13 protein-coding genes, 4 pseudogenes and 1 other annotated feature are annotated in these 16,834 nt (G+C 34.1%); of the genes and pseudogenes, 5 read left to right on the top strand and 12 right to left on the bottom strand.

What is annotated here, in order from left to right; translation table 11 throughout:
- The first annotated feature begins 89 nt into the window (after positions 1 to 89).
- Positions 90 to 341 carry a small acid-soluble spore protein Tlp gene (gene tlp / locus JCM7501_RS01225; protein WP_028991613.1) on the top strand — a complete coding sequence of 84 codons (252 nt, stop codon included), beginning with the start codon at positions 90 to 92 and terminating at the stop codon, positions 339 to 341.
- 21 nt (positions 342 to 362) lie between these two features.
- Here tlp and JCM7501_RS01220 read toward each other — a convergent pair.
- The 5 genes and pseudogenes from JCM7501_RS01220 to leuS form a co-directional block, all read right to left on the bottom strand.
- Positions 363 to 1,285 (bottom strand): annotated as a pseudogene (locus tag JCM7501_RS01220) (pseudouridine-5'-phosphate glycosidase).
- Positions 1,282 to 2,385 (bottom strand): PfkB family carbohydrate kinase, encoded by a 1,104-nt coding sequence (locus JCM7501_RS01215; protein ID WP_028991615.1) that lies wholly within the window; start codon positions 2,383 to 2,385, stop codon positions 1,282 to 1,284. The pseudogene JCM7501_RS01220 and the gene JCM7501_RS01215 overlap by 4 nt, the downstream one beginning before the upstream one ends.
- A 131-nt stretch (positions 2,386 to 2,516) precedes the next feature.
- A complete protein-coding gene (locus tag JCM7501_RS01210) occupies positions 2,517 to 2,840 on the bottom strand; it encodes an AzlD domain-containing protein (RefSeq protein ID WP_028991616.1) in 324 nt (107 codons plus the stop codon).
- Positions 2,822 to 3,523, bottom strand: coding sequence for an AzlC family ABC transporter permease (locus JCM7501_RS01205; protein ID WP_028991617.1), 702 nt, complete (start codon positions 3,521 to 3,523; stop codon positions 2,822 to 2,824). Before JCM7501_RS01205 ends, JCM7501_RS01210 begins: the two co-directional genes overlap by 19 nt.
- A 65-nt stretch (positions 3,524 to 3,588) precedes the next feature.
- Positions 3,589 to 6,038: pseudogene (gene leuS / locus JCM7501_RS01200) on the bottom strand (leucine--tRNA ligase).
- 64 nt (positions 6,039 to 6,102) lie between these two features.
- Positions 6,103 to 6,310: a binding site (T-box leader), on the bottom strand.
- Positions 6,311 to 6,508: 198 nt separating this feature from the next.
- On the opposite strand from leuS, the gene JCM7501_RS01195 reads away from it, so the two are divergent.
- From JCM7501_RS01195 to JCM7501_RS01190, 3 genes are read left to right on the top strand one after another with little or no spacing between them, the layout of a single operon-like run.
- A complete protein-coding gene (locus JCM7501_RS01195; RefSeq protein WP_003869901.1) occupies positions 6,509 to 6,997 on the top strand; it encodes an RNA polymerase sigma factor in 489 nt (162 codons plus the stop codon).
- 3 nt (positions 6,998 to 7,000) lie between these two features.
- Positions 7,001 to 7,393 carry a hypothetical protein gene (locus JCM7501_RS13545; RefSeq protein ID WP_019907291.1) on the top strand — a complete coding sequence of 131 codons (393 nt, stop codon included), beginning with the start codon at positions 7,001 to 7,003 and terminating at the stop codon, positions 7,391 to 7,393.
- Positions 7,394 to 7,413: 20 nt separating this feature from the next.
- Positions 7,414 to 9,003 carry a TolB family protein gene (locus JCM7501_RS01190; protein WP_256200977.1) on the top strand — a complete coding sequence of 530 codons (1,590 nt, stop codon included), beginning with the start codon at positions 7,414 to 7,416 and terminating at the stop codon, positions 9,001 to 9,003.
- 41 nt (positions 9,004 to 9,044) lie between these two features.
- Here JCM7501_RS01190 and JCM7501_RS01185 read toward each other — a convergent pair whose 3' ends face one another.
- Together JCM7501_RS01185 and JCM7501_RS01180 are read right to left on the bottom strand one after the other, a co-directional pair.
- Positions 9,045 to 9,800, bottom strand: coding sequence for an ABC transporter permease (locus JCM7501_RS01185; RefSeq protein WP_028991620.1), 756 nt, complete (start codon positions 9,798 to 9,800; stop codon positions 9,045 to 9,047).
- Positions 9,801 to 10,523, bottom strand: coding sequence for an ABC transporter ATP-binding protein (locus JCM7501_RS01180; protein ID WP_028991621.1), 723 nt, complete (start codon positions 10,521 to 10,523; stop codon positions 9,801 to 9,803).
- Between the two features lie 232 nt (positions 10,524 to 10,755).
- Between JCM7501_RS01180 and JCM7501_RS01175 the strand changes: the two genes are divergently transcribed.
- Positions 10,756 to 11,244 carry an ECF transporter S component gene (locus JCM7501_RS01175; RefSeq protein WP_028991622.1) on the top strand — a complete coding sequence of 163 codons (489 nt, stop codon included), beginning with the start codon at positions 10,756 to 10,758 and terminating at the stop codon, positions 11,242 to 11,244.
- Positions 11,245 to 11,465: 221 nt separating this feature from the next.
- Here the strand turns inward: JCM7501_RS01175 and JCM7501_RS01170 are convergent, their stop codons facing one another.
- The 5 genes and pseudogenes from JCM7501_RS01170 to JCM7501_RS01150 all read right to left on the bottom strand — a co-directional run bounded on the left by JCM7501_RS01170 (position 11,466) and on the right by JCM7501_RS01150 (position 16,651).
- Positions 11,466 to 12,428: an acyl-CoA dehydratase activase gene (locus JCM7501_RS01170; protein ID WP_028991623.1), complete on the bottom strand. Its 963-nt coding sequence runs from the start codon at positions 12,426 to 12,428 to the stop codon at positions 11,466 to 11,468.
- A gap of 6 nt (positions 12,429 to 12,434) precedes the next feature.
- Positions 12,435 to 13,530: pseudogene (locus tag JCM7501_RS01165) on the bottom strand (2-hydroxyacyl-CoA dehydratase).
- Positions 13,531 to 14,529 (bottom strand): acyl-CoA dehydratase activase-related protein, encoded by a 999-nt coding sequence (locus tag JCM7501_RS01160; protein WP_028991625.1) that lies wholly within the window; start codon positions 14,527 to 14,529, stop codon positions 13,531 to 13,533.
- Between the two features lie 48 nt (positions 14,530 to 14,577).
- Positions 14,578 to 15,161: pseudogene (locus JCM7501_RS15685) on the bottom strand (TetR/AcrR family transcriptional regulator).
- 326 nt (positions 15,162 to 15,487) lie between these two features.
- Positions 15,488 to 16,651 carry a M28 family metallopeptidase gene (locus JCM7501_RS01150; protein WP_028991627.1) on the bottom strand — a complete coding sequence of 388 codons (1,164 nt, stop codon included), beginning with the start codon at positions 16,649 to 16,651 and terminating at the stop codon, positions 15,488 to 15,490.
- Positions 16,652 to 16,834 lie beyond the last annotated feature (183 nt).

Here is a 16,834-nt window from a genome sequence, read left to right as displayed (position 1 = left end):
ACTTGAGAACATGCTTTTTCTACAATACATATAAATATTTTTTATGAACAAAATAAATATGAGAAACTTCAAAATTAGGAGTGAGATTTATGGCAAAGGAAAATGATAAATACACAAAACCTCCAAAGCCGGATGACCGCTCAGACAATGTAGAAAAATTACAACAAATGATACACGATACTATAGAAAATTATAGAGAAGCAGAAGATTACCTAAAATTACACGCAGAAGAACTTTCTACTGAAGAAATAGAAAGGATTAAGCAGAAGAACAAAAATAGGCTGACAAGTATACAGAACATGAGAGAAGAAATAATAGATGAAGTACACGACAACGACTAAAAGCAAGTATAAAGAGGCGGATTACGCCTCTTTATACAATTTATTTAGTTCAATAGCAATTTTTGCGCCAACAAAAGCATTGTTTTTAACAAGTTCAATATTAGCTTTTAAACTTTCACCCTGTGTCAAATCTTTTATTTTATCTAACAAAAAGGGCGTTATTTCTTTACCTTTTATATTGCGTTTTTCTGCCTCATAAAGGGCATCTTCTATTGCTTTATCTATATAAGCCTTATCCAAGGCATATTCCTCTGGAATAGGTTTGCAATCAAAACCCCACCTTTTAAGCCTAAATCCCATTTTGTCTTTATAATTTTTGCAGCCTCTATTTCGTCATCAACTTTGTAATCCACTTTAAGTCCGCTTTCTCTTGTGTAAAAAGCTGGAAATTCCCAAGTTTTAAACCCTACCACAGGAACCCCAAAGGTTTCAAGGTATTCAAGAGTACGAGAAAGGTCAAGTATTGCCTTCGCACCTGCGCATACAACTGCTACATCTGTATTTGCAAGTTCTTGTAAATCAGCTGATATATCAAAGGTTTGTTCTGCTCCTCTGTGGACACCTCCTATACCTCCTGTAACAAACACCTTTATGCCCGCAAGATTTGCACAAATCATTGTTGCGGAAACTGTAGTGGCTGCACTAAATCCTTTTGCTAAAACTGCTGGCAAATCTCTTCTGCTGGCTTTTAATATTTCTTTTGAGGTAGCCATAAATTCGAGTTCTTCTTTGCTTAAACCTATTTTTATTCTTCCATTTATAATTGCAATTGTCGCAGGTATAGCTCCATGTTCTCTTATAATATTCTCCAAAGTTTTAGCTGTCTCAATGTTTTCAGGATAAGGCATTCCGTGAGATATTATAGTGGATTCAAGTGCAACAACAGGTTTTCCTTCCTCCATTGCTTTTTTTACTTCTTTTGACATATCAATGAAATTATTCATTTTCCTATCTCCTTTACTATATTTTTTAACTGATTTTCATTTAAAAACGGATTTACGGTATAAGGTGAGGATATCGTAAGAGATGCTGCAGCAAGACCAAATTTTGCTGATACATCCAGAGGATAGCCATTAAAAATACCATAGACCAACCCAGCCGTCAAAGCATCTCCTGCACCTGTAGCATCAACAATTTCGGCTTGATATGGTTCTATAAATTTTTCAACTTCTTCTGAAGAAATATATACCCCTCTTTCACCTAAAGTTACTATGACATTTTTGATACCTTTTTGTCTTAAATATTTAACTCCCTTTTTCATATCCTCATCGTTTGCTATTTTAACTCCAGATATCGATTCAAGTTCTTCATTATTTGGAGTTACATAATCGATTTTGTCAAGTACACCTATTAATTTTTTTGCTTTGTCGATGGAAACGGGCTCTGCCACTACAGGAATATTATTATTGTAGCAAAGCTCCACAATATATTTGATACTATCTTCAGGAATATTGGTATCAAAAACTACAATCTCACTATTTTTTATAACTTCTATCTTTGACTCAAGATATTGTATATTTAACTCTTCTAAAATGTCCATTCCCGAAAGAGCCACATCCATATCACCAATTGCATTAAGAATGGCAAGATATATACCTGTACGCCTTGTATTTGAAATTACAATTTGTTCCACATTCACTCCTGCTTGCCTTGTCTCCTCAAGAAGCCTTCTTCCTTCATCATCATTCCCTACAACAGACAAAAGCGTAACAGGTAAACTAAGCTGTGCAAGGTTGTGAGCAATGTTTCGTCCTACACCACCAGGCGCTATGTTTATGTGTCCCGGATTTGAAGTATGCTGCTTAAGCTCTGAATAAGGTTTACCTTTTATATCTATATTTGCTCCTCCAATTACAGTAATACCTTTAAAGTCCCTCACTACATAGCCTCTTCCTAATATAAAGCCCTTTTTCATGAGGTTTGCTATGTGCCCTGCAACAGCTGACCTGCTAATACCCATAAGCTTCGCCAATTCTTCTTGGGAAATCATAGGATTTTTCTTGATTAATCTTAGTATCTCTTTTTCTCTTTGTGTTAATGCCACATTCACACACTCCCAAACAATTATTTGTTTATCAAACATTTGCAAGTATATTATATCACAAAAATGCAAACAAAAAAACTGCTTATTTTAAAAAGCAGTAAAAACATTATTATCCAGAAAGCATACCAATTTTACTTAATAATAAATGATAAAATCACATAGCTAACAATACCAACAACAACAGGTGTAAATAGCTTCCTCGTAAAATATGCAGCTATAAATGTCGGTATTGCTGAGAGTAAATATATATTTGACAAATCTAGAAATAACTTTCCATCTTTGATAAAAATTACTGGAAATAAAAGAGCTGAAAGAACTGCCACAGGCACATACTCAAGAAACGACTTTACAGCCTGAGGAAGTTCTATTTTAGTTAAGCCATAAACAGGCATAAATCGCGGAATATATGTCACTAAAAACATTCCAATAACACTTATTATAAATTTCGTACCCATTTGTCAAGCAATACCCCCATTCCTGCACCTATTAATGCGGCTACAATGACATTTGTATTTCCCGGTAATACAAACATCAAAGTTATAGACAACAGCCCCGAAAAGACACTTATAAAAACTTTTTTATAACCTGATATTTGCATAAATAGCAAGGCAATATACATTGCTGGAAGTGCAAAATCAAGCCCTATGTTTATAGAGCCTCCTATCAAAGTTGCTGATACAGCACCTAAAAATGAAGCAAATACCCAGGCAGTATATGAGGTTAAAAATAGTTGGTAGAAATAACCTTCAGTGTATTTAGAGTCATTTTGCAAATCTGTAATCGCAACCGCATAGGTCTCATCCGTAATAAAAAAAGATAGTATTGGTATGTGTTTTCTCGGTATGTATTTCATATACTGGGACAGCGATGTGCTATATAAAAAGTGCCTCAAATTTACTATAAATATTGTAGATACCAGTGTAACAATACTTGTTCCTGCACTAAGCAAACTTATAGCAATAAATTGTGCTGAACCAGCATACACAAAAAGAGACAATGCCACCACTTGTGAAATAGTAAAACCGCTTTTCACACCAACGAGTCCATAAGCAAAGCCTATTGGCAAATACCCTAACACAATAGGTAATGCACTTTTAACTCCATTTATACTCTTTTTAACATCACTATCTACTATCACAATTCCCTCACCATCACTAAAAAATATTTATTTTTTAAAAGCAGGAGTGAGCCTCCTGCCTTTAATTATTTCACAACAATATTTACAAGCCTGCCTTTAACAACTATGACCTTCTTTATCTCTTTTCCATCAAGGTAGGATTTTATTTTATCATCTGAAAGTGCAATCCTCTGTACTTCTTCGTCAGGAGCATTTGAAGGAACTTCAAGTCTTCCTCTTACCTTGCCGTTTACCTGCACAGCTATTTCTACAACATCTCTTTGTAGAGCTTTTTCATCCCACTTTGGCCATTTTTGATTGAAAACAGAATATTCATATCCAAGTTTTTCCCACATTTCTTCGGAAAAGTGAGGAGCAAATGGCGCCAAAAGCCTTATTAAATCTGCCACCACATCTTCATAAAATTCGATATTTTTAACTTCCACATCTGTGTCGTATTTATAAAGAGCGTTTACCAGTTCCATTATCCTCGCTATTGCAGTATTAAACTGAAATCTCTCTGCATCTTCTGTCACACTTTTTATAGCATAATGTCTCACATAGTTTAATTCATTTTCCTCTTTTCCCATTTCGTCTTTAGTCTTGCCAGGATTGTTTCTTGTCTCAATAAATTTATCTATAAATCTCTCCACTCTATTGACAAATCTGGAAATTGCCTTAATACCATCATCATTCCATGGCCCACCTTCAGAATAAGCAAATCCAAACATCAGATAGAGTCTGAATACATCAGAACCGTATTCTTTAATGTATTCGTCGGGCGAAATGACATTTCCTTTAGATTTACTCATTCTGCTTCCATCAGGGCCCAATATTGTACCTTGATGCACTAATGATTTAAACGGCTCATCAAAGTCAAGATATCCTAAGTCTCTCAAAGCCTTTGTAACAAACCTTGCGTACAAAAGATGCATTGTCGCATGCTCTGCTCCACCTACGTACTTGTCAACAGGCAACATTTTATTTATCCATTCTTTATTGAAAGGCTCTTTGTCGTTTTTGTTATCGGGATATCTTAAAAAGTACCAAGAAGAATCTACAAAAGTGTCAAGAGTATCGGGGTCTCTTAACGCTTTACCTCCACATTTAGGACAAGTTACATTCATAAAGCCCTCATGCTTTTTAAGTGGAGACTCACCTGTTGGAGCAAATTCCACATCATAAGGAAGTAATACTGGCAAATCTTCTTCTGGGACAGGGACTATGCCACACCGTTCACAGTGAATGACAGGTATTGGAGCACCCCAGTATCTCTGCCTTGAAACAAGCCAATCCCTCAATCTGTAATTTACTTTAAACTCTGCTCTACCTTCTTGCTTTAATTTTTCTACAATTTTTATCCTCGCTTCTTCTGATTTCAAACCTGTAAATTCTCCACTGTCTACAAGCTCTCCATATTCGACAAAAGGCAAACTATCGTCTATATCTCCTATTCCTTTTATCACTCTTTTTATAGGAAGGTTGTATTTTGTTGCAAACTCATAATCTCTTTCATCATGGGCAGGAACAGCATGACACATCCTGTTCCATATGTTGCAAGGACATAGTCTGCTATCCAAATAGGGAGTTTCTCTCCCGTCAGAGGATGAATTGCGTATGCTCCTGTAAATACCCCTGTCTTTTCTTTTTCAGTAGACAACCTTTCAATCTCACTCTGTTTTCTCGCGTATTCTTTATACTCTTCAACAGCTTGTTTATATTCTTCTGTAGTAATTAAATCTACAATTTCGTGTTCTGGCGCAATAACTACATACGTCGCTCCGTATAGCGTGTCAGCTCTTGTAGTAAATACCTTAAATGTCAGGTCTTTTCCGGCTACTTTAAATTCTATCTCTGCTCCATCCGACTTTCCAATCCAATTTCTCTGCATTATTTTTGTCTTCTCAGGCCAATCAAGTTCATCCAGTTTTTCAAGGAGTTCTTCTGCATAAGCAGTTATCTTAAAAAACCACTGAGTCAAATCTTTCTTTGTAACTTCAGTGCCGCACCTTTCACATTTCCCATCTATAACTTGTTCGTTTGCAAGAACAGTTTGACAACTGGGACACCAATTTACTGGAGCTTTTTTTCTATAGGCAAGGCCTGCCTCAAAAAGCTTCAAGAAAATCCACTGCGTCCATTTGTAGTATTCCGGTAAGCAAGTTATTACTTCATAGTCCCAATCAAAAGTCGCCCCCATTTCTTTAAGCTGCTTTTCCATCGTCCTTATATTTTCCATAGTAGAATCATAAGGATGTATTCCCGTCTTTATAGCATAGTTTTCTGCAGGAAGTCCAAAAGCGTCAAATCCCATCGGATGAAAAACTTCATATCCCTGCATTCTTTTCATACGCGCCCAAGAATCAGTAGGTCCATAATTGTACCAATGCCCTACGTGAAGCTTTGCACCCGAAGGATAAGAAAACATTTCAAGGCAATAAAGCTTTTTATCTGCATTTTCAGGATTAAATTTGTAAAGTTTTGTCTCCTCCCATTTTTTTTGCCATTTTCTATCAACATCCACTGAGTAAGCCATAAACCTCCACTCCTATCTATGATTTTTTAGCAAACTCGATTTTATTAAAAAAAGTCTTTCATCTTTAAGAGACGAAAGACTTGTACTTCCGTGGTACCACTCTTTTTGGCGTAAAGCCCACTTAAACCTGTAACGGCGGTAACCGTGCATACCTACTACACTTCAGTATGCCTGCTCCGTGGCGAGTTTCGGCATCTTAGGCTACCGTTTTGCACCCACCAACGGCTCTCTTAAAGCTTACAATGCCTACTGCTCCACTTCATTGCATTTACAAATAGATTTGTACATTATTTTATTACAAAAGAAAAATAAATGCAATATCTTTTGAAAATCTTTATAATTAAAGTAATTAAAACTGTTACTTTGCGCCTTATAATTCGTCTATGATTGTGGAAATTAAAAACAGCCGAGTTCCAAAAAGTTACTTATAAAATTTTGATGCGTCTATATAAGTGAAAGGAGGCCCATGGGTGAAAGATGGTTTTTTAAGCTTTTATGAAACTTTTTTTGACGATGTGTACCGGTACGTGTATTTTAAAGTAGGTAATAGCTGGGATGCCGATGACATCGTAAGTGAAATTTTTAAAAAAGCCTATGAAAATTATAGTACAATAAGAACCAATCCAAAGTCTTGGCTTTTCTCGATTGCAAGAAATACTGTCACAGACTTTTATAGAAAGAAGAAAGAAATTGTAACAAATGATGAACTTGAAAAATACTATTATCCGGATATTTGGGAGGACAAATTTAACAAAGAAGTAGAACTTAATTGCTTAAAAAAATCAATTTACAGCCTTCCAAAAAATGAAATTGAAATAATAAACTTAAAGTATTTTTCGGGAATGACCCATAAAGAAATATCACAGTTAATTGAAAAAACTGAAGATGCAGTAAAAATGAAAGCCCATAGGATTATTCAAAAATTAAAAAATCTTGTTATTAAATGTTTGGAGGGATGAATAATGAAAGAGAAAGATATAGAAAAAAATCTAGAAAAACTAAAAGAACACATCCCTGTAAATTATCAATTAAAAGAAAAATTAAAAAAAGAGTTTAAGAAAAATACTAAAAAAAGTTACAAGTTTATAGCCATTGCCGCTTCTTTACTTTTAATCGTAGGATTTGCCCTTGCAAGCTTTTTATCCCACAACAATTACAGTCCAAATTATATAACAAGCCCCAGTCCTTTCATCTCAAAAGCAAACGCTGCAGATTTAAAAATTGCCAATCAAATCTCCTTTTTTGACATTGGCAAGGGTAACACGGGAAGAATTGCTGAATACAATGGCACCCTTTATATAGCCATCCCCGAAAAAGGCTTTTTGAATATAATAAAAACGGCTTTAGACAGATAGTGGGTGAAAAAAGCAAAAACGTGCCCATTGGAGTAGGAGACGTAGCTGTATCTCCAGATGGAAAAAAACTTTTATATTCTTTAAACTACCAATACTATATAAAAGACCTTTCAATAGATAAAACAGAAAAAATTCGTGTAACAGGCAATGGTTTAGACATTTTCTATGAAAGCCCTTCTTTTTCTCCTGATGGAAATAAGATAATCTTTACTAAAAATGTATACACTCCAAGAGAAGGAGGTCATGGTTTTGAAAAAAAATCAACTTTATGGGAGTATGACCTCAAAACTTCACAGCTTACAGAAATAGCCGAAGGCTCTTATGGAAGCTATGTAAAAAATCAAAATGCCATTGTTTTTGAAAAAGACAATAAGATCATTTACAAAGACCTAAAGACAGGAGAAGAAAAAACAGTAGTTGAAGGCAGATTTCCTTCTGTATCTCCTGATGGAAACTATATAGCATATGTAAAATCAGAGATAAAAAACTCTACCATTGACGGAGTAGAGGTAACAGAGCATATAAGCAATGTGTGGGTCACTGATGCCGTAGGCTTTGCCACTAAAAAACAGGTTACAGAGAACTTTTCAAAGCCAAATTTGAAAAGTCTTGTAGAAAGTGTGAAAGAAAAAAATAAAAATTCGCCAATAAAATCCGACTTAGTTACAGGAGGAGAGTATGATTATTATCTGCCTTCCTGGAGCAATGATTCTAACAGTATATATGTTTTGAAAAATTTAAATGAAGATATAAGAGGAAATATGATGACTCTTATGAAAATAGATCTTTCAAAAGAAAAATTATCAGCTGACTACACTGTAAGAAGATTTTTACAGGCTTTAATAGCAAGGGATGACGATTTTGCAAAAATGCTTATGAAAAATCCTCCTTCTTTCCTGACAATATCAAATCCTCACCCTGTAGGATATAATATATTAGGGACTGGCAAAGAAGGTGAAAAGACATATGTGGATGCAGAGCTATACATGGGATATTGGGGAGATACCTATTATTCCATAGAAAAACAAAGATATTACGTTACACCCAGTGAAAATGGTTATATAATTGACAGCATAAAAGGCTTGGAAACATTAGAGTTTTATGATAAAAATAATACCTTTTATGAACGCATTAATAGAGAAAAAGGAAAGTCTCTTTTTAGAGAAACTGACATTCCAAAAGAATACCTTCCTGAAGGAAATTTTAGATTTACAGCTTCTGCTTTTGACGCCAAGACAAACACGCTATACTTTACAGTTTTGGGACTGGATAACCGTCAGTCAAAACTTTTAAGCTATAACTTAGACACAAAAACTTTTAAACTTGTTAACAGCATTGACAATGGAGCTTTTGCTGAACTTAAGCTTGATGGAAACGGGAACTTTTTGGCAGCGAACTTTTTCTCCGATGATGGAAAGCAAAAAGTGTACCTGTACAATCTAAAAACAGGAGAAAAAACTGATTTAGAAACATTATTTAAAGATACAAAAATTGATGAAATAGAGGCAAACTTCTGGAATCAAGATAAGCTAATGTTCAATATCTCCACTGATGGAATATCATTAATGTATGAATACAACCCAGTTAAATCACAAATATCTATTCCATAAAAAGGCAGGGTAATCCTGCCTTTTCTTTCCCATCTCGCCACTTAATTCCCTACCTCTTTTAACTGATGATTACTTGTAAAAAATTCTCTATATGTCAAGAAAGTTACACTAAAACAGGATATAGCAACAGTTGATGCCAGCATAAAAGTAACCATTATCTGGTACTTAACTGCCTCAATAGGGTCCACTCCTCCCAATATGAGACCTGTCATCATCCCTGGAAGTTGGACGATACCAAGAGTTTTCATACTGTCAACTGTAGGAATCATACCTGTCTTTATTGCAGTCTTTATCACTTTTTGTGCGGCTTGCCTTGAAGTTGCACCAAGTGACAAATACGCCTCTATTTCCTCTGACTTATTTTTTATTTCGTCTTTTAGCCTTGAAACAGCAAGTCCTGAAGCCACCATTGAATTTCCTATTATCATTCCTGATACAGGTATAACTTCCTGGGGTCTAAAGTGTATATTCCCAAACAAAATAAGCAGAGAAATTGTAATCGCGGCACTTAAGGCAATTGAAAAAGTGATAAAATAAAAAACATTCGGTATTCCCTTCCCTCTCTTTGAAGCATTATTTCCAGCAACTACTATCATTAAGCTTACCATTGCCAAGGTAAATAAAGCATTATCGGCAGCAAATATGTAGTGTAAAATGTATCCCACTATTGTAAGCTGCACAACCGCTCTTATAGTACCTATAACTATTTCCTTTTCAATCCCCAGTTTTTGGTAATAAGAAACAAAAATTGATATTAGTACAAGACTTGACGCCAATGTCAAAGACAATACACTCATTTAACCTTCCTCCTTTAACTTGCTTTGTATAAACAATTTTGTAATTTCATTTTGGGGATTTGTAAAAAAATCATAAGTTTTTGCATATTCTATTAATATCCCTTTGTTAAGCAGTGCTGTGTAATCCCCAATGCGCTTAGCCTGCTCCATGTTATGAGTTATCCAAATAACCGTCAGATTCATTTCTTCCTTCAGCTTAACTATTAATTCTTCTATTATTTCTGTAGAGGTAGGATCAAGGGCTGATGTAGGTTCATCAAGTAAAAGAGCTTCAGGATTATTTGCAAGAGTTCTCGCTATAGAAACTCTTTGCTGTTCCCCTCCTGATAAATTTTTCACATCTCTTGTAGCATACTCATTATTCAATCCTACAATGCTCAAATAATACTCCACGTTTACATTTTTTTCGCCTTTAAGCATTGGACCATACTCAATATTGTCTTTAACTGTTCCTTCAAAAAGATGAGGCTGCTGAAAAACCATTCCAATTCTTCTTCTTAAGTCTATCACATCTATTGTTTTAATATCCACGTCGTCTATTAAAATACTGCCATGGGTTGGATCTATCAATCGGTTTATCAGTTTAATCAGCGTCGATTTTCCAGCTCCAGAAGGGCCGACAATAGTATGTATTGCTCCACCTTCAAACTTTACAGAAATGTCTTTTAATATCTCTTTTCCAAAACTACCGTAGCTTACCTCTTTAAATTCTATTTTATTCACATAAATCACCTCTACTGTAACAACTGTTACATTTACATTTAAATTGTATCTCTATCTTCCATTAAAGTCAACAAAGTAAAAAATTCTTTGCAACTTTGATATTTATTTGACATTCTTTTGTTAAAGTAATAAAATATAATTGACAATATGAGGTAATTATTTCCCCATGCTATCCTGAACTGAACATTGCGAGGCAAGATTCTCAGACAATAAAGGAAAGGAGGCGATTTGTGTGAATGTAAAATTCTTAACAAGAACTGCTGTTTTACTCGCCATCACTTTAATATTTCAGTTCTTAAAAATGCCCCAACTAATAACAGGTTCTATCGTTAATGCAATGCTTTTAATCGCTGCTGGAACTGTAGGAATGTGGTCAGGAGTTATAATAGGACTTTTAACACCGGTAATTGCATTTTTGGTAGGCATAATGGGATTTCCTTTAATGATTCCTTTCATAATGATTGGCAATGGAGTATATGTAATACTTTTTTCAACGCAAAAAAACAAAGTAATAGGAATGATAGTAGGTGCTGTAGTTAAGTTTATATGGCTTGCTTTATCAGTAAAATATATAATGCAGCTGTTCAATGTAAAAGTTCCATTAAAAATTGTACAGGCTTTTACAACACCCCAGCTTATAACAGCACTCATAGGAGGTATACTGGGAATTATAGTAATTGCATTGCTTGAAAATTACTTCAAAAAAGCGAAAGAACAATAATAAAAACAAGGGGAGAAAGTTTTATTCTCCCCTTGTTTGGTAAACTAATCCGAGGCTTTTTATTTGCTGCAAGACCTATAGTAGCAACTACTATCATTAAAGCACCATCAATCGGTTCTGGTTTAAAAATTTTTATATATGCTTCTTTAAAAAGATATAAAGTTTTTCTTACCTATCTCGCCATGATCATGATGATGAGCCATATCTAAGCCTCCTTATGTTTATATAACAGAGTTTGACCATCTGCCACATCTGTCGCCCGTCATCGCAATTACTTTGCCATTTGCTTTAATTTGTATTATTTCACACTCGTTAGGACAAGCTTTGCAAATAAAGCTCGTTGTCTCAAACTTTTCCTCTGAAACCCCAAATCCTTTAAACTTAGTGTGATTGCCCGTTCGCTTCATTTCATCCTTTGCTAACATTGCGATACCTATCGCTCCCATAACATTGTAATACTTTGGAACAATTACCTCATGGCCTACTTCTTCTTCAAATGCTTTTTTTATCGCAATATTTGCCGCAACACCACCTTGGAATACAAAAACCGGTCTCAATTTTCTTCCTCTTACAAGGTTGTTCATATAATTTCTTACAAGCGCTTTTGAAAGACCTCTTAATATTTCCGCTTTACTAAAACCGTATTGCTGTTTCGAAATCATATCAGATTCTGCAAAGACTGTACATCTACCTGCGATTCTCACTTCTCGTTTTGCAGTCAACGCAATTTCTCCAAACTCCTCAATTTTTATTCCGAGTCTTTGCGCCTGGTGGTCAAGAAACGACCCTGTACCAGCAGCACAAACTGTATTCATAGCAAAATCAGCTATTGTCCCATCATTTATAATAATAAGTTTGGAGTCCTGTCCACCAATTTCAAAAATAGTACTAACATCTGGATGAAAGTGTAAGGTAGCAGTAGCATGGGCAGTGATCTCATTTTTTACTACATCGGCACCAAGGACATATCCAAGAAGCTGTCTACCACTTCCAGTTACGCCAACCCCACCTATTTCTTTATTTGCCAATTCATTGTGTAATTTTGCTAGCTCATCCTTTACAGTGTCAATTGGTTGCCCAACATTTCTTACGTACGACTTGAATAAGACCTCGTTATTTTCATCAATGGCTACAACATTTATACTTACTGACCCTACATCAACACCAATATATATTTTCTCCACTTTTGTCTACCTCGCTATCCTTTTTCTGTGTTTTTTTAGTTTTATAACATCTAAAAAAGCTTCTATTCTCGTTAATACATTGGCAATCGCCATTTGCTCATCTACAGAAAGTGACAAAATTGGATAGTCATACTCTCTCATTATTTTATCTATCACACTTTGAGAAATAAGTTCTGGTAAACATCCAAAGGGTTTCAAGTGAATAACTCCATCAAATCCTCTTTCCATAAAATCAATTATTGCACCGACAGATTGCTTAGCATGGCCTCCAATTATTATCTCTATGTATTTTTCAGCTTTTTTCAAAATCTCGTGCTCTTTCTCCTTGTAAGAAGGCAAAGGTATCAAATTAAAATCAATCCATTCAGAAATATAATGGGACCTTTCAACCTCTGCACCATAACTATTTAAAACTTCTTCTATATTGCCATTTATAGAAGGTTCCATAACCACATATATTTCTCCCACTATTCCTATTCTAATTCTTTCTTCTTCCGGAACTTCACAAGTTTTTATACTATTTAATCTTTTAATAGCTTTTTCCTCAATAACTTTCACATCTTCAGAAGTTTTTATCTTTCTATACTCTTCTGCAATCTCATGCCATGCTTTAGTAAATTCACCTTTATTGCATTCATAAGCTCTTTTAACTTCAACAATTTTTTCTACTTTGTCCATAGATTTAGCCATATCGTAAACAGTTTTTACAGTTTTGAGAACTTTTCCCCAAGAATTATTACCTTTTATTTTTTTCACATTATCCATAAATCCCTTTAAATCTCTTTTAGGTTCGTCAAATATTATAAATTCAATGTCATAACCCATATTTTTGAGTATTTTCTTTTGAGCTTCTCCATAATAACCCGCTCTGCAGGACCATTCCCGCCAGAAGTTACTATAGTATCTGCTCCTAATTCGATAGCTTCAAGATACGTGCCTAAAATAACTTTTAGAGGAAAACAAGCAAATTCAGGCTATATTTTACACCATAATTTATCGTTTTTTGAGACGGTCTCGGTGGCGTTACAACTTCGTGGCCAAGCAAACTAAACAATTTTTCATATATATAAGGCGAACCCATATAGGGAAATGTTATCTTCACTCAAATCACGCCTTCCTTAGACTTTTCTTCAGCTATAACAGAATCTTTATGCTTTTTTAACTTGATAAGGTCAGTAAAGGCCTCAACTCGTGTAATTATATGACTTTCACCTGTTTGTTCATCAATCCTTAAAGTCATAAAAGGTTTTTTATATTTTTCAGAATCTATAATTAAAAAAGGCTCAAGAATTGAATCAGGACCACAACCAAAGGCGGTAATATGAATAATACCGTCAATGTCGTCTCTTTCCATAAACTCATAAGCCGTACCTAAAAGCATATTAGTAAACTCCCAAAACATATTCTTTTTAAATTTTTTTAACTGACGTTGTATTACCTTTTCTTCCATCATATCAAAAGTCACAACTTTTATGTTGAGCTTGCGAAAAACATTAAGCAAATCCATATTAACAAATCTATCATAAATATTATATACATAACCAATTAGACCTATAGTAATATCGCCATCATATTTTTTTGGTTTATCACTCGTCAAAAGCTCATTTATATCATATCCTTGCCTATTTAAAGTTCTAAACTCAAGCCATTTACTTCGAGCTTTCTTTAAAGCATTTTTTAAATCTCTTCTACTCACCCCTAATTTGTCAATAAAGACTGTGTAATTATGAAATTCCGCTATATCCGTACTCTTTGCTACTATACTATGGGTTAGAATTTTATCCTCAATGCCATCAAAAAGCCCTTTGATCATATCAGGTAATCCCATAAATTTAGGGCACATAAAAATACCTCTTCTCAAACTTACAAACCTTGGAATATATATATAATCAACATTTTTATCTAGCAAGTTCAAAATATGTCCTGTATATACTTTCATAGGTACGCATATTTCAGCAACTGCCTCTTTCACACCGGCATCTAAAACACTCTTTGAAGTATCACCAGATGTGACCACCTCAAAACCGAGGCTTTCAAAAAGAGTTTTCCAGAAAGGATAATAAAAATAATACATTAAGGCTTTTGGAATACCAATTTTCATTATTTGTTCTCCTCTCCCAAAAACATCCTATATCATATTTTAACTACTTCAGTCACTCTTTTCTACTCCCCTTACAAAAATTTCTATGGTTTTTTTGACAAATTCACTATCTCCAAAGCCAATTAACTTGTTACCATAAGAAACATTCATTAAAATAAAGCCGAAATTCAGTGACATAAAAGCAAAGGCTAAAAGTTCAAAATTATCGGTATTTAATAATCCCTTCTCATACATTTTTTCAAAATATTTTATCAAAACTTCTTTAAAACCTTTTGGAATCTTCATCAAATATTCTTTCACTTCTTCAAAAATCTCTGGACTCCTCAGACCCATCATGATTTTAGCCTTTTCCTCTGTAAGTTTTTATGATATTCATGTGCCAGCATAATTAAGTCTTCTTTTAGATTCCATGTACATTTGTCCAATATTTTTTCATTTACAGGTTTTAATAATTCTAGCTCTTTTAATGCATAAAGCACTATATCTTTTTTGCTTCCAAAACATCTAAAAATTGTAACTTCATTTACTCCTGCTTCTTCTGCAATATTTCTTGTAGTTGTAGACTTATATCCTTTTTCAGAAATTAGTTTTAAAGTAGACATAACTATCTTTTCCTTCACCGAATCGCCCATCAAAACACCTCACAATATGTATGCAAGTAATTGCTTGCATACATATTATAACATATCTTTGTCATAAAACAAAATGCTCTTTATTTATCTTCTTTCCTTATCAATCCAACACTCATACATCTTTTCTTCTTTTCCCTTTGATTAACTAATTATTTCAACACTATAAACAATATATAAAAATATAACTTCGATTACCGCCAAATATTTAATTAAGCAGCAATCGAAGTTTATCATAGTTACTTTACTATACAAATCAACTTCCACTTTTCTCATCCTTCCATATAGATTATATTCGATTTTTCAAATATAGTTAAGATAATTTTTTGTCAATTTAATCTTTGGGCTACTTTAAGCAAATATTCCTTAAAAAATTCTTCTTCATAATCTAAAAGTTCTGTATCGACATTTTCTATTGTATCTGTATACCAGTGGTAATTTCCTAGTCTGCCCTTTTCATCTTTTGCAAGAAACGCTATTGCATCAAATCCAGCAGCCATTGCTGGAAGAGCATCTGTTGGAAGAAGCAAATTTTTCATCTTTTGAACTTTGTCAGCGTGACCTTTTGCCATGTCCTCTGCTACGTCAAGCAACAATTCACTCGCTCTTTTATAAAATACCATTCCTTCTCCCTCAAGATATGCAATTTTTCCACTTCCAAGATTGTCAAGTATTATAAATTGTGTATCTTTAGGAAGCTTTTTACCATACTTCTTTATAAAATTTTTCATCCCTCTTTCCCCAGCTTCTTCACTGCCAGTAAACAAGAATATTACATCCACATTGTCAGGAAATTTATCTTTGTTATTTATGTAACAATTAGCCAATGCCAAAGTAAGAGCTGTCCCTGTCCCATTGTCATTAGCCCCCTGTGTGTATCTACCTGTCACTTCACATATAGCCATAAATATTACAGTTACAAAAACAATAAAAAGCCCAAGATACAATGAGATATAAGCTATAACATTAAGTTTTAAGACTTTTAGCAAAATCCCAATAGGAACTAACCCAAATCCTACATAACAAATGTTATAAATAATACTCAGTTTATCTACAATTTTAGGATGAAACATAAGACTTCCTCTTTGCGTATCATAATGAGCTGATACAATTATTCTTTTGCTGCGGCTTTCATCAAAAGTTGTAAAAACATTTTGAGACAAATGCCTTGGCATTATGCTTGTTTCAATTGGCTTACCACTTACTTCTAATAGCAAAAGACTTATTGCAAATAAACTGAGTAAAAATGCTGCTATTTCTAAAGGTCTACTGTACATCAATGAGAATAAGCCACAAATAAATAGCAAAACACCCACTTGTAAAGGAAGCATATAGAGATTATCTCTTGTAGTTTTAAAAGTCTGGATTTCAACTTTATAACCCATCTTTTTTAATTCATTTAAAATATAGTCTGCAGCTTGCTTTTCATTTTTTGTTGCGGAGCCTCTATGTCCAAACTTAGTCAATTCTTTTAAATAGTAAATACTTTTCAAATTAAAAGCCCCCTTTCAATAGAATACTTATATTATGTATTTTTTACTGCGCTACATGCTCAATATATTATCACTCATTATAAAGCGCTTTACCCATATGCTATTTTAGCTATACTTTCAAAATATTGTTAATATCCGACCTCCATTTATCTCAATAATACCACATTTGTAAAAAAAGCACAC

The sequence above is a fragment of the Thermoanaerobacter thermocopriae JCM 7501 genome (genome assembly GCF_001310975.1).
Lineage (GTDB): Bacteria > Bacillota > Thermoanaerobacteria > Thermoanaerobacterales > Thermoanaerobacteraceae > Thermoanaerobacter > Thermoanaerobacter thermocopriae.
Note: the sequence above shows the minus strand (reverse complement) of the source record. Positions and strands in the feature narration are given on the sequence as shown.